At 67.6% G+C, this 13,243-nt stretch carries 10 protein-coding genes and 1 pseudogene; 10 read left to right on the forward strand and 1 reads right to left on the reverse strand.

What is annotated here, in order from left to right:
- Nucleotides 1–144: 144 nt before the first annotated feature.
- Nucleotides 145–2,292, forward strand: coding sequence for a S46 family peptidase (locus ACVWZN_RS00700; RefSeq protein WP_456952194.1), 2,148 nt, complete (start codon nucleotides 145–147; stop codon nucleotides 2,290–2,292).
- A gap of 180 nt (nucleotides 2,293–2,472) precedes the next feature.
- Nucleotides 2,473–4,563, forward strand: a complete 2,091-nt coding sequence (locus ACVWZN_RS00705; RefSeq protein WP_456954671.1) for a S46 family peptidase — start codon at nucleotides 2,473–2,475, stop codon at nucleotides 4,561–4,563.
- 67 nt (nucleotides 4,564–4,630) lie between these two features.
- Here the strand turns inward: ACVWZN_RS00705 and ACVWZN_RS00710 are convergent, their stop codons facing one another.
- Nucleotides 4,631–5,029, reverse strand: coding sequence for a DUF3224 domain-containing protein (locus ACVWZN_RS00710; protein WP_456952195.1), 399 nt, complete (start codon nucleotides 5,027–5,029; stop codon nucleotides 4,631–4,633).
- Between the two features lie 264 nt (nucleotides 5,030–5,293).
- Between ACVWZN_RS00710 and serA the strand changes: the two genes are divergently transcribed.
- From serA to ACVWZN_RS00750, 8 genes and pseudogenes are all read left to right on the forward strand, one after another.
- Complete coding sequence (gene serA, locus ACVWZN_RS00715) at nucleotides 5,294–6,871, forward strand: phosphoglycerate dehydrogenase (protein WP_456952196.1); 1,578 nt, start codon at nucleotides 5,294–5,296, stop codon at nucleotides 6,869–6,871.
- Nucleotides 6,872–6,874: 3 nt separating this feature from the next.
- Complete coding sequence (locus ACVWZN_RS00720; RefSeq protein WP_456952197.1) at nucleotides 6,875–7,516, forward strand: histidine phosphatase family protein; 642 nt, start codon at nucleotides 6,875–6,877, stop codon at nucleotides 7,514–7,516.
- A gap of 74 nt (nucleotides 7,517–7,590) precedes the next feature.
- Nucleotides 7,591–8,859 (forward strand): annotated as a pseudogene (gene folC / locus ACVWZN_RS00725) (bifunctional tetrahydrofolate synthase/dihydrofolate synthase); the annotation flags it as partial.
- An 87-nt stretch (nucleotides 8,860–8,946) separates the two neighbouring features.
- Nucleotides 8,947–9,990: an SPOR domain-containing protein gene (locus tag ACVWZN_RS00730; protein WP_456952198.1), complete on the forward strand. Its 1,044-nt coding sequence runs from the start codon at nucleotides 8,947–8,949 to the stop codon at nucleotides 9,988–9,990.
- Nucleotides 9,991–9,992: 2 nt separating this feature from the next.
- A complete protein-coding gene (locus tag ACVWZN_RS00735) occupies nucleotides 9,993–10,541 on the forward strand; it encodes a CvpA family protein (RefSeq protein WP_456952199.1) in 549 nt (182 codons plus the stop codon).
- 22 nt (nucleotides 10,542–10,563) lie between these two features.
- A complete protein-coding gene (purF, locus tag ACVWZN_RS00740) occupies nucleotides 10,564–12,033 on the forward strand; it encodes an amidophosphoribosyltransferase (protein WP_456952200.1) in 1,470 nt (489 codons plus the stop codon).
- Nucleotide 12,034: 1 nt separating this feature from the next.
- Nucleotides 12,035–12,421 (forward strand): ribonuclease E inhibitor RraB, encoded by a 387-nt coding sequence (locus ACVWZN_RS00745; RefSeq protein ID WP_456952201.1) that lies wholly within the window; start codon nucleotides 12,035–12,037, stop codon nucleotides 12,419–12,421.
- Nucleotides 12,421–13,227: a ferritin-like domain-containing protein gene (locus ACVWZN_RS00750; protein WP_456952202.1), complete on the forward strand. Its 807-nt coding sequence runs from the start codon at nucleotides 12,421–12,423 to the stop codon at nucleotides 13,225–13,227. The genes ACVWZN_RS00745 and ACVWZN_RS00750 overlap by 1 nt, the downstream gene beginning before the upstream one ends.
- The last annotated feature ends 16 nt before the right edge of the window (nucleotides 13,228–13,243 follow it).

Raw genomic sequence — 13,243 nt, forward strand, 5'->3', positions numbered from 1 at the left:
GGTTTCGGACATGCTGGGAGGGCCTGCAATGCGCGGCGCGCGATGGAACGCGAATTATACGGACGGCGACCTGAAGGCCTTGCCGGATTGCGGCCTCCGGAGTCCTGCCGCTATGGTCGGCGGCCGATCGAAGGGAACACCTCCATGCGCCGCCGTCTGCTCGCCACCGCCCTGTCCCTGTCCATCGCCCCGGTCGTCGCGTCCGAAGGCATGTGGATGCCGTCACAGCTGCCGGACCTGGCGCCGCAGCTGAAGGCCGCCGGCTTCGAGGGCGACCCCGCGGCGCTGGCCGACCTCACCCGCCCGCCGCTCAGCGCGGTGGTGAAGGTGGGCGGCGCGACCGGCGCGTTCGTCTCCAAGGACGGGCTGGTGCTGACCAACCACCACGTCGCATTCCCGGTGATCCAGTACAACAGCCGCGCCGACCGCGACCTGATCGGCAATGGCTATGTCGCCAAGACCCGCGGCGACGAGCTGCCCGCAGCGCCCGACTACCGCGTGCTGGTGACCACCGGCTTCGACCGCATCACCGACCGCATCCTCGCCGGCGCCAAGGGCAAGAGCGGCCGTGCGTATTACGACGCGGTGGACGCCGCGACCAAGGCGGCGGTCGCCGAGTGCGAGCGCGATGCCGGCACGCGCTGCAGCGTCGCCAACATGTATTACGGCACCGACTTCTATCTGATCCGTCAGCTGGAACTGCGCGACATCCGCCTCGTGTACGCGCCGCCGGAATCGATCGGCAATTACGGCGACGAGGTCGACAACTTTGTGTGGCCGCGTCATTCCGGCGACTTCACTGTGCTGCGCGCCTATGTCGGCCGCGACGGCAAGCCCGCCGATTACAGCGCGGACAACGTGCCGTACAACCCGCCGGCGCACCTGCAGGTGTCGACGCGCAACGTCGGCGAAGGCGACTTCGCGATGCTCGCCGGTTATCCCGGTACGACTTATCGCCACCGCATGGCCAGCGAATTCGAACAGCAGATCGGCTGGCAGCTGCCGACGCGCGTCGCGCTGAGCCAGGGCGTGATCGAGACCATCGACAAGGCCGCCGCGACGCCGGAATCGCACGTGCTGTACGCGTCGCAGCTGCAGAGCCTGAAGAACAACCTCAAGCGCGCGCAGGGCGAGCTGGACGGCCTGCGTCGCAGTGACGCCGCCGCCGTGCGCCGCAACGATGAAGCGCAGATGCTGGCCTGGCTCGCGAAGCAGCCCTCGGCCGGCGCGACGCGCACCGACATCGCCGCGGTGCAGAAGCTGCTCGACCAGGCGGCGATCGTCCGTGATCGCGACCAGCTGCTCGGCATGATTCGCTCGCAGACGCAGCTGCTGCGCGCCGCAATCACCGTGCAGCGTCTCGCGCATGAGCGCAGCAAGCCTGACGCGCAACGCGAACTCGGCTACCAGCAGCGCGACGAAGCGCTGATCACCGGACAGCTCAAGCAGGTGCAGCGCCGTTTCGATCCGGCGATCGAAAACGCGGTGCTGACGTATCTGCTCACGCAGTACCAGGCGTTGCCCGCGGCGCAGCATGTCGCCGAAGTCGACGCCGTGTTCGGCCGTACGCCGGACGAGCTGCGCACGAAGCTCGATGCGCTCTACGCCGGTACGAAACTGGGGGACGAAGCCATGCGCCTGGCCATGATGTCGCGCGATGCTACGTCGCTCGCGAACGAAAGCGATCCGCTGCTGGGCGCCGCCGCGACGTTGCAGCCCGCGCTGCTGCGCATCGAAGACGAGAGCAAGGCACGCGAAGGCGAGTTGCTGCGCCTGCGCCCGTCGTACATGCGCGCGCTCATCGCGTATCGCAAGTCGCAGGGCCGAGCGGTGTATCCGGATGCGAACTCCACGCTGCGCGTGAGCTACGGCAACCTGCGCGGCATGGATCCGCGCGATGGCGTGCACTACGTCCCGGTGACGACGGTCGCCGGCATCGTCGAGAAGCACACCGGCGTGAAGCCGTTCGACGCGCCGAAACCGCTGCGCGACGCGATCGCCAAGGGCGACTTCGGCACGACCGCCGACCCGACGCTCAAGACGCAGACGGTCGACATCCTCACCGATCTGGACACCACGGGCGGCAATTCAGGTTCGCCCGTGCTCGACGCCAACGGCAACCTCATCGCGCTCAACTTCGACAGCAATTGGGAAGCGGTGAGCGCGAGCTGGATGTACGACCCGCGCTACAAGCGCGCGATCCACGTCGACATGCGCTACATGCGCTGGCTGATGGCGAAGGTGTATCCCGCACCGCAGCTGCTCGCGGAAATGGGACTTCCCGCCGAATGAACACGCGATGTGCAACGCGATGCTGTGACGTGCGTCAAGCGCGTCGCCTCGCGTGCATTGGCTAGACTCGACCGTCCAACGAAACCGAACACCGGAGCACCCATGCGCATGCGACCACTCGCCCTCGCCACGTTCGCCGCGCTCGCGGCTCTTTCCGCGAGCGCGGTCGCGGTCGAAGGCATGTGGGTGCCGCAGCAGTTGCCCGAAATCGCCGCGCCGCTGAAGAAGGCGGGGCTGAAGCTCGACGCGCGCCAGCTCGCGGATCTCACCGGCGATCCGATGGCAGCGGTGGTTTCGCTCGGTGGCTGCACCGCGAGTTTCGTGTCGCCGCAGGGCCTCGTGGTCACCAACCACCACTGCGCGTATGGCGCGATCCAGCTCAATTCGACGCCGCAGAACAACCTGATCGAAACCGGCTTCAACGCGACGACGCCGGCGCAGGAACTCTCGGCCGGCCCGAACGCGCGCATCTACGCTCTGGATTCGATCCAGGACGTGACGAAGACGGTGAAAGCCGCGATCGCCGCGGCACCGGATGCACTCGGCCGTACGACCGCGCTCGATGCGATCGAGAAGAAGCTGGTCGCCGACTGCGAGGCGCCGACGGGCTATCGCTGCCGGCTGTACAGCTTCGCGGGCGGCAACACGTATCGCCTGTTCAAGAACCTCGAGATCAAGGACGTGCGCCTGGTGTACGCGCCGCCGCGCAGCGTCGGCAACTACGGCGGCGAAGTGGACAACTGGATGTGGCCGCGCCACACCGGCGACTTCTCGTTCTATCGCGCGTATGTCGGCAAGGACGGTCGCCCGGCCGCGTATTCGCAGGACAACGTGCCGTACCGCCCGAAGCACTTCCTCAAGCTCGCCGACAAGGCGCTCGGTGACGGCGACTTCGTGATGGTGGCCGGCTATCCGGGCAGCACGAGCCGCTACGCGCTCGCCAGCGAATTCGATGCGACCGCGAACTGGACGTATCCCACCGTCAGCCGTCACTACAAGAACCTCGTCGCGCTGGTCGACAACGCCGGTCGCCGCAATCCGGACATCGCGGTGAAGTACGCGGCGACGGTGCGCAGCTGGCAGAACGTGTTGAAAAACTACGACGGCCAGCTCGAAGGTTTCCGTCGCATCGATGCGGGTGCGCGCAAGCATCGCGAGGAAGAAGCGGTGCTCGCATGGCTGCGCAGTCAGGGCTCCCGAGGCGAAGCGGGTCTGGCCGCGCACGATCGGCTCGAACAGCTGGGCGAGGAAGCACGCGCGCATCGCGAGCGTGACCTCGTCTTCGGTCAGCTGCGCAGCACGGGTGTGCTCGGCGCAGGCACGCAGATCTATCGCACCGCGATCGAGCGCGAAAAGCCGGACGCGCAGCGCGAAGCCGGCTACATGCAGCGCGACCTGCCGTCGCTGGAAGGCGCGCTGCGCCAGATGGAGCGTCGCTACCAGCCGCAGATGGATCGCGAACTCATCGGTTACTGGCTACGGGAGTACGCGAAGCTGCCGGCAACCGAACACATCGCGTCGGTCGACAAGTGGCTGGGCGGTACCGACGACAAGGCGATCGGTCGTGCGCTCGATCGCCTCACGAAGACGCGCCTTGGCGACACCATTGCACGTGTCGCGCTGCTGAGCGCAGATCGCGCGACGCTCGAGAAGTCGAAGGATCCCGCGATCCAGTTCGCCGTCGCGGTGATGCCTGACGTGCTGCGTCTGGAAGAAGAAGCCAAGACGCGTTCCGGCGATGCGCTGGTTGCCCGACCGGAGTTCCTGCAGGCGCTCGCCGACTACCGCAAGGCGCACGGCCAAGCCGTGTATCCCGACGCGAACTCGACGCTGCGCATCACCTACGGCCACGTCACGGGTTACACGAAGCCCGACGGCGCGAAGCAGCCGTCGTTCACCACGCTCGAGCAGGTTGCGCAGAAGGCGACCGGCAAGGATCCGTTCGACGCGCCGCAGGTGGAGCTCGATGCGATCCGCGCGAAAAACTACGGCGGGCTCGCGGACAAGCGCCTCGGCACCGTGCCGGTGAACTTCCTGTCGGACCTCGACATCACCGGCGGCAATTCGGGCTCGCCGGTGCTCGATGCGCAAGGCAAGCTCGTCGGCCTAGCGTTCGACGGCAATTGGGAATCGGTGAGCAGCAACTGGGTGTTCGACCCGGCGATGACGCGGATGATCTCGGTCGATCAGCGCTACATGCGCTGGATCATGCAGGAGGTCTATCCCGCGCCGCAGATCCTGCAGGAGCTCGGCGTTCCCGAACGCAAGTGATGCGCTGACGCATGCGAAAAAGGCCAGCGTCGATCGCTGGCCTTTTTCGTTGCGCGACGCTCGAGCGTTACGCGCCGGGCAGCGTGTAGTCGAACGTGTAGAAGTGCTCGCCGCCGGTGATGTCGATCGTCATCGTTCCGCGAATGCCCTCGAGTTCGTCGTCGCCAGAATCCGGCACCACTTCGATGCGCAGCGACGGCGAGCCGCGATGCATCATGCCGAAGTGCATCACTGCGAAATGTCCGCTGCGCCCGTCGAGGATGCCTTCGATGCGTTCGACCGCGACGTAACCGGCCGAACCGTCGACCTCGGTACCGACCGCGAGCATGTGCACAACGCTGGTCGCGCGCAGCGGGCCTTCGAACGTCTTGTCGATGCGCAAATGCATGGCGTGCGTGTCGCCACCGATTTCCAGCGGATCCTGCGGTGTTCGCTTCACGTTGAAGCGGCCTTGGGCGACGGGCATGGCGGTCTCCGGATCGAATGAATGCCGATCATCACGCACGCGCCGCCGGTCGGCCAGCGGTTGTCGACCACATCGCGTCTGCTAGTCTCCAGCCCGTCGCGGATTCCCATGCCAGCCGGCCCCGTCTCCCGACCCGCAGTCCGCATGCGTCCGCGCATGCATGCAACACCGCAAGACCGCATCACCGTCGCAGCCCGTCCGGGCCTGCACGACGGCCGGCTGGCAGGGCATCCGCGCATCCCTCATTCAAGGAGCGCGACGACGATGCGAGTGCTGGCATGCGATGGAATCCATGACGACGGCCTGAAACTGTTCCGCGAGGCGGGATGGGACGTGGTCGTCGCGCCCGAACCGATCAAGGACGCCGACAAACTCGCCGCCGCGCTGGTCGATGTCGACGCGGTGCTCGTGCGCTCGGCAACGCGCGTGCCCGCCGATGCGCTGGTGCAGGCGACGAAGCTGAAGGTGATCGGCCGCGCGGGTGCTGGTGTCGACACCATCGACGTCGACGCGGCCACCGCGCGCGGCATCGCGGTGATGAACGCGCCCGATGGCAATACGCTGGCCGCGGCGGAGCATGCGATCGCGCTGCTGTTCGCACTCGCGCGCCACATTCCACGCGCCGATGCCGGCATGAAAGCGGGGCAGTGGCCGAAGGCGGGGCTCACGGGCTTCGAACTCGAAGGCAAGCGTCTCGGCGTGATCGGTCTCGGCCGCATCGGTGGCACCGTCGCGCGCAAGGCGCGTGGCATCGGCATGGAAGTCGCTGCGTACGACCCGTTCCTGCCGGCATCCGCGGCGGGCAAGGGCAGCGTGCCGCTGATGACGCTCGATGACCTGCTCGCCTGGGCCGACATCGTCACATTGCACATTCCGCGCACCAAGGAAACGACCAACCTGCTCTCGGAAGCGCGCATGCGGGCGATGAAGCCGGGCGCGATGATCATCAACGCCGCGCGCGGCGGGTTGGTCGACGAAGCGGCGTTGCTGCGACTGCTCGACGAAGGCCATCTCGCCGGCGCCGCGCTGGATACCTTTGTCACCGAACCGCTGCAGGAAGACTCGCCGCTGCGGGCAAACCCGAAGGTGGTGCTGACGCCGCATCTCGGCGCGTCCACCAGCGAAGCGCAGCAGGCAGTCAGCACGATTCTTGCGCGACAGATCATCGATTTCGTCGCGACAGGCGCGGTCGCCGGCTGCGTCAACCTGCCGCCGCTCACCGCCGAAGCCGCGCTCGAAGTCGGGCCGTGGATGCCGCTGATGACGGCGCTGGGTCGCGTTGCATCGCGCCTCGTGCCGGCGCCGACGCGGTTGCACATCCGCTACGCGGGCCGCACGGACGGGCTCGACACGCGGCCGCTGACGCGACTGCTCGTGTCGTCGTTGCTCGGTGCGGCATCGGGTCGTGTCACTCCGGTAAACGCATTGCAGGAAGCGAGCGCGCGCGGACTCGAAGTCTCCGAAACGATCGGTGGCGAAGGCGACGGTTACGACCGTCTCGTCCGTCTGACGGTCGAAGGCGACAGCGCAGGCCGCAGCGTGCGACGCGAGATCGATGCGACGCTGCATCGTGCACCGCGCGTCGTCGCACTCGATGGTGTCGAGATCGAATTCGATCCGCTCGCGCATGTGTTGCTCATGCGTAACGAGGATCGCCCCGGCATGGTCGGCACCGTTGGCTCGCAGCTCGGCGCCGCCGGCATCAACATCATCAGCTTCGCGCTTGGCGCGGCGGGCGATGGCTATGCGCGTGCCGCCATCACCATCGATCGCGAGATCGATGACGCGCAACTCGACGTCCTGCGCGCCACGCCCGGCGTGTTCTCGATCCAGCAGGTCTGACGCATGCGAATCATTCTTGCCCGACACGGCGAAACGCCGTGGAACGCCGAAGGCCGCTACCAGGGTCAGGTCGACATCCCGCTGTCGCCGGTCGGCGAATCGCAGGCCGCGGCACTCGCGCGACGGTTGCGCGATGTGCCGATCACGCGCGCGGTCGCGTCGCCGCTGCTGCGTGCGCGTCGCACCGCCGAGGTCGCGCTGGGCGACCGTGCTGCGATGCTCACGACGGACGCCGGCCTCATGGAGATCGCGCACGGCGAGTGGGAAGGCCTGCTCGCCAGCGAAATCCGCGAGCGCGACGGCGAGCGCCTGACCGCATGGCGCGATACGCCGCATGACGTGCTGATGCCCGGCGGCGAATCGTTGCAGCACGTGCTCGATCGCGCATGGCCGGCGTTCGCGCGTGCATGCGACGGTCTCACTGATGACGACACGCTGCTCGTTGTCGCGCACGACGCAGTCAATCGCGTGCTGCTCTGTCGGATCCTCGGGCTACCACTCGCGAACCTCTGGCGCTTCCGCCAGGCGCCGACCACGCTGAACCTGCTGGAAGGGCCGGACGTCGACCACCTCGACGTCGTGCGCCTCAACGACTGCAGCCACCACACCGCACTGTTCGGCGAAGCCGTGCATCGCGCGTTGTAGGGCGGGTTTCAACCCACCGTCGCGTACGTCCGACGATGGCGGGTCAAGACCCGCCCTACAATTCGCGCATGACGTCCGAACTCGACCACTGGCTCGCCCGCCTCGAGCAACAGCATCCGCGCAGCGTGGACCTCGGTCTAGACCGCATCCGCGTCGTGCACGCGCGGCTCGGGCTGACGCGACCGGCGCCGGTGGTGATCACCGTCGGTGGCACCAACGGCAAAGGCTCGACCGTCGCGTTTGCAGAGGCGATCGCGCGTGCGCAGGGGCTGCGGGTCGGCGCGTACACGTCGCCGCACCTGCTGCGCTACAACGAGCGCATCCGCATCGATGGACATGATGTGGATGACGCTTCGATCATCGACGCTTTCGAAGCGATCGAAGCCGCGCGCGGCGACACTACTCTGACGTACTTCGAGGTGGGCACGCTCGCGGCGCTGTGGCTGTTCGAGCGTGCATCGCTGAATCTCGCGATCCTCGAGGTCGGGCTCGGCGGGCGATTGGATGCAACCAACCTCGTCGATGCCGATGTGGCCGTGATCACCACCGTCGACATCGACCACACGGATTGGCTCGGTCCGGATGTCGAATCGATCGGCTTCGAAAAGGCTGGCATTGCTCGCGCATGGAAGCCGCTCGTGCTGGGCGACGACGATCCGCCGTCGAGTGTGCTTCGCCATGCATATTCGATCGGCGCCAAGGCGCTGCGGATCGGCTGCGATTTCTTCGTCGATGCGAATGAGGGCGGGGACACATGGACGTGGCGTGCAGTCGGCGAAACACACGAGCTGCCGCGGCCGTCGCTAGCGGCGCCGTCGCAGCTGCGCAACGCGGCGGTGGCGATTGCGGCGCTTCGGTCGAGTCCGCTGGAGATCGGCGAGGACGCGATCGTGGCGGGCGTCGCCCATGCGCGCGTCACGGCGCGGCTGCAGCGGATCGAACGTGACGGCGTCGAGTACGTCGTCGACGTCGCGCACAACCCGCAGGCGGCGCGCGAGCTTGCCGCATGGCTCAAGCGCACGCCGGTCGATGGAAAGGTGATCGCATTGTTCGCAGCGCTCGGCGACAAGGACGCAGCGGGTGTGGTCGATGCACTTGCCGGTTGTGTCGACGCCTGGCACATCGCCGGTCTTCCCGGTCACGGCCCACGCGCAGTAGACGTCGATTCATTTGCGGAGCGGCTGACCGGAACCGCCGCTTCGATCGCGACGCGCTGGACGGACGTTGCGTCGGCGCTCGCCGGAATCGAAGCGGGCAAAGGCGACCGCGTGCTGGTGTTCGGCTCATTCCACACGGCGGCTGACGCCTTAAGGACGCTCGGCGTGGGAGCGACCGCCGGCTGAACGGTCGTCGCGCGGCCGGGGCCGCCCCGACCCGGCGCGTATAATTCGCCGCGACAAGGCGGGCCACCCCCGCCGCATGCGGACGCGATGGAATCTGCCCTGAAACAGCGGCTGCTCGGCGCGGCGGTGCTCGTCGCCCTGGCAGTGGTTTTCCTGCCCCTCCTCGTGATGGATCCCGCGCCCGACAGCGGCGCATCGCGCGTTCCGCTCAAGGTGCCGCCGGCGCCCGAGGCGGCGAACGGCGATACCCGCACGCTTGACCTGCCGCTCGCACCTGAAGCCACCGGCAAGCCGGTGTTGTCGGCGCCGGTCGAGGCGGGTGCAGGAGCGCCCGAGGTTGCGACGCCGCCACCCGCGGCGCTGACGACACCCGCCACTGCGGCCGGCAACTACGCCGTGAACTTCGGCAGCTACGCGACGGAGTCCGACGCTGCGCGCGTGATCGGTGCACTCGGCGCTGCCCATCTCGCCGCGTACCAGGAACCGACCGCACTCGGCACGCGCACCGTGCATCGTGTGCGCATCGGCCCGTTCGTGACCTCGGCCGACGCTGAAGCCGCGCGCCTGGCCGCGGGCCGTGTGCGCAGCGACGTCAATGCGAAGGTCGTCGTGCTCGATGCCGACACCGCGACGCCGACCAAACCTGCGGCGACGACCACAGCGATCGCGTCCACCGCGCCCGCAGTGACCACCGCGCCGCTGCCGGCCGCACGTGCGACTCCAGGACGCACGACGCCGTCCACGGACGCGACGTCCACCACGCTCACCGCCGGCACGCAGCGCCCCGCACCCGCTGCGACCACACCGCCCAAGCCCACGACGCCGCCAGCACCGCCGGCCGCAACGCCAGCGCCCGCGGCCGCGACCGTCGCAACGACCGCACCCGCCGCATCGAGCGTCGGTTTCGCCGTCCAGCTCGGCGCATTCGCCGATGCCGATGAAGCCACGCGGCTTCGTGATCGCGCACGCAATGCCGGCTTCCCCGCATTCGTCGAAAAAGTGCACACCGACCACGGCGACCTCAGCCGCGTTCGTGTCGGGCCGGTTCCGGATCGCGCTGCGGCCGATGCATTGCGCGCGCAGGTCGCGTCCAAGGTCGGGGTCAGCGGCATCGTGCGACCGCATCCCTGACGATGAGCGCGCTCGACTGGCTGCTGCTCGCGATCCTCGGCGTCTCCGCGCTGACGGGCCTGATGCGCGGCTTCGTCGGCGTGGTCGCGTCGTTTGCGGCATGGCTGCTTGGCGGTAGCGTCGCTCTGCTGCTCGGCGGCAGCGTCGCGCATGCGATTGCGGGGCCGGCAGGCCCGACGCCGGTGCAGGTATTCGCCGGATACGCAGTCTGTTTCGTCGCGACGTCGATCGGCGTCGCGGTCATCGCCTTCCTGATGCGACGCGCGCTCAAGGCCGCGGGGCTCGATGGCGTCGACCGCATGCTCGGCCTCGCGCTCGGCAGCGTGCGAGGCATCGCGATGGCCTGTGCGGTCGTGCTGCTGCTCGGTTTCACCGCCATTCCGCGCCAGCGGCCGTGGCAGGCGTCAGCGCTGGTGCCGCTGTTCAAACCTGGCGCGCGCTGGATGGCGACGTGGCTGCCGGCGTGGGCACGCGAACGCGTCGATCTCGACGGCGCCACGCCCGCTCGAAACCTCCCGGAACCGCCCCCATTACCGGGGCTTCCCGTCTGATCTTCTGCAGGACACCGAAATCATGTGCGGCATCATCGGAATCGTCGGCCAAAGCGACGTCGCAGGGCAGCTCTACGACGGGCTGACCGTGCTCCAGCATCGCGGCCAAGATGCCGCCGGCATCGCGACCGCCAGCGGCATGCGCATCCGCGTGCACAAGGGCAACGGGCTGGTCAGCGACGTGTTCGACGAGGCTGCGATGCAGCTGCTGCACGGCAACTTCGGCATCGGCCACTGCCGCTATCCCACGGCGGGCAGCGCCGGTTGCGACGAAGCGCAGCCGTTCTACGTGAACTCGCCGTACGGCATCGCGCTAGCGCACAACGGCAACCTGATCAACACCGACGCGCTGCGTCGTGAGGTGTTCGAGCAGGACAAGCGCAACGTCAACACCGAATCGGATTCGGAAGTGCTGCTCAACGTGTTCGCGCATGAGCTCGACACGCAGGGCGTGCTGTCGCCCGAGTCTGTGTTCAAGGCCATCGAAGGCGTGCACCGTCGCTGCATCGGCGGCTATGCAGTGGTCGCAACCGTGCTCGGCTTCGGGCTGGTCGCGTTCCGCGATCCGCATGGCATCCGTCCGCTGGTGCTCGGCAAGCGCACCAGCAACGGTCGCGACGAATATGCGGTCGCATCCGAGTCCGTTGCGCTCGACCTGCTCGGTTACGAGCGACTGCGCGACGTGCGCCCGGGCGAGGGCATTGTCGTCACGGCCGACGGCACGCTGCATGCGCGTGCCTGCGCCGAGGAGCGCGCGGCGACGCCGTGCATCTTCGAATACGTGTACTTCGCGCGTCCCGATTCGATGATGGACGACGTGTCGGTGCACAAGGCGCGCATGCGCATGGGCCAGAAGCTCGGCGAGAAGATCCTGCGCCTACGTCCGGACCACGACATCGACGTCGTCATTCCGATTCCCGACACCTCGCGCGATGCCGCGCTCGAAATCGCCAACGTGCTGGGCGTGAAGTACCGCGAAGGCTTCATCAAGAATCGTTACGTCGGCCGCACCTTCATCATGCCGGGGCAGGGCGAACGCGCGAAGTCGGTGCGTCGCAAGCTCAATCCGATTCCGCTGGAATTCCGCGGCCGCAACGTGCTGCTTGTCGACGACTCGATCGTGCGCGGCACCACGTCCAAGCAGATCGTGCAGATGGCGCGCGATGCCGGTGCCGCGAAGGTTTACCTCGCGTCCGCCGCACCGCCGGTGCGCTTTCCCAACATCTACGGCATCGACATGCCGTCGGCCGACGAACTCGTCGCGCACGATCGCACCGACGACGAAGTGCAGCAGTTGCTGGGCTGCGACTGGCTGATCTACCAGGACCTGTCGGACCTCGAAGAAGCGGTGTCCGGCCCGAAGCACCGCATCGACGCATTCGATTCGTCGTGCTTCAACGGCGACTACGTGACGGGCGTCGAGCCCGGCTACTTCGAGCGCATCAAGCAGCTGCGTTCTGACGCCGCCAAGCAGGCACGGAAGGTGGCCTGACATGAAGTCGCTGCAACTCGCGATGATTCCGGACGACGAGAACGGCGACGTACTGCGCGCGATGGTGGAGGACGGCGACGACCTCACCATCCCGCGCGAGATCGACTTCCATCTGGTGTTCGGCGAGGAAAGCGCGGCGCGCGCATTCACCGACGCGGCCAATCAACTACCGGACCTGCTGCTCACCGCGCCGGCGATCGACGACGAAGGCATCTGGCAGGTCACCGCGAGCCGCCACATGGCCGCGAAGCACGCGGATATCACCAAGCTCGAGCGCGACCTCACCGTGCTCGCCGAGTCGTTCGGCGGCTATCCCGACGGCTGGGAGTGCTCGCGCGCCGCCGGCCCCGAGGAAACGGACGACGCGGGCGACGACGCGGACGCGTGATGCACGTGGACCTGCACGATGCCGCGCACGCCTGCCTGCGCGCGGCGACGCCCGAAGACAAGGTCGCGCGCACGTTCGAAACGTTCGAACGCTTCTCGAGCGGCGAGCTTGCACCGCGTGCGGACTCGCCTGCACCTCGATCGGTTGAAATGCCGGGCCGCCCCGAGTGTCCGCGCCTTGTATCCGCACGTGACCTCCCGAAGCGCGGTTTCGGCACTAACGAAGGCCTTGCTGCGTTCGTGCACGCCATCGCGCACATCGAATTCAACGCGATCGATCTCGCCTGGGATGCCGTGTACCGATATCGCGAAATGCCTGCGCAGTTCTATGCGGACTGGGCATCCGTCGCGAACGATGAAGCACGTCATTTCACGATGCTGCGCGGACGCCTGCGCGAGCTCGGCTACGACTACGGCGATTTCGACGCGCACAACGGCCTGTGGGAAATGGCCGAAAAGACTGCACACGATGCCCTGGCTCGCATGGCCCTCGTGCCACGCGTACTTGAGGCGCGCGGGCTCGACGTCACGCCGGGAATGATCGTGAAGCTGCGCCAGCGCGGCGACGACGCGACCGCCGACATCCTCGACGTCATCCTGCGCGAGGAGGTTGGCCACGTTGCCGCCGGAAGTCGATGGTTCCGCTGGCATTGCGTGCAGCGCGGGCTGGAACCGCAGCCGACGTTCAAGGCACTGCTCGCCGAATACGCGCGCGCCGTGCTGTACGGGCCATTCAATCGAGAGGCGCGACTGGAAGCCGGGTTCGACGCCGAAGAGCTCGCGTCCTTGGAATCACTCGCGAACTGAGTTGCGCAGCGGCCGG

It is taken from the genome of Lysobacter sp. HA35, from assembly GCF_054061195.1.

Bases quoted from the DNA above. Each gene is read 5' to 3' on its own strand.
- ACVWZN_RS00700 (WP_456952194.1), top strand. From the start codon at position 145: ATGCGCCGCCGTCTGCTCGCCACCGCCCTGTCCCTGTCCATCGCCCCG.
- ACVWZN_RS00705 (WP_456954671.1), top strand. From the start codon at position 2,473: ATGTGGGTGCCGCAGCAGTTGCCCGAAATCGCCGCGCCGCTGAAGAAG.
- ACVWZN_RS00710 (WP_456952195.1), bottom strand. From the start codon at position 5,029: ATGCCCGTCGCCCAAGGCCGCTTCAACGTGAAGCGAACACCGCAGGAT.
- serA (WP_456952196.1), top strand. From the start codon at position 5,294: ATGCGAGTGCTGGCATGCGATGGAATCCATGACGACGGCCTGAAACTG.
- ACVWZN_RS00720 (WP_456952197.1), top strand. From the start codon at position 6,875: ATGCGAATCATTCTTGCCCGACACGGCGAAACGCCGTGGAACGCCGAA.
- ACVWZN_RS00730 (WP_456952198.1), top strand. From the start codon at position 8,947: ATGGAATCTGCCCTGAAACAGCGGCTGCTCGGCGCGGCGGTGCTCGTC.
- ACVWZN_RS00735 (WP_456952199.1), top strand. From the start codon at position 9,993: ATGAGCGCGCTCGACTGGCTGCTGCTCGCGATCCTCGGCGTCTCCGCG.
- purF (WP_456952200.1), top strand. From the start codon at position 10,564: ATGTGCGGCATCATCGGAATCGTCGGCCAAAGCGACGTCGCAGGGCAG.
- ACVWZN_RS00745 (WP_456952201.1), top strand. From the start codon at position 12,035: ATGAAGTCGCTGCAACTCGCGATGATTCCGGACGACGAGAACGGCGAC.
- ACVWZN_RS00750 (WP_456952202.1), top strand. From the start codon at position 12,421: ATGCACGTGGACCTGCACGATGCCGCGCACGCCTGCCTGCGCGCGGCG.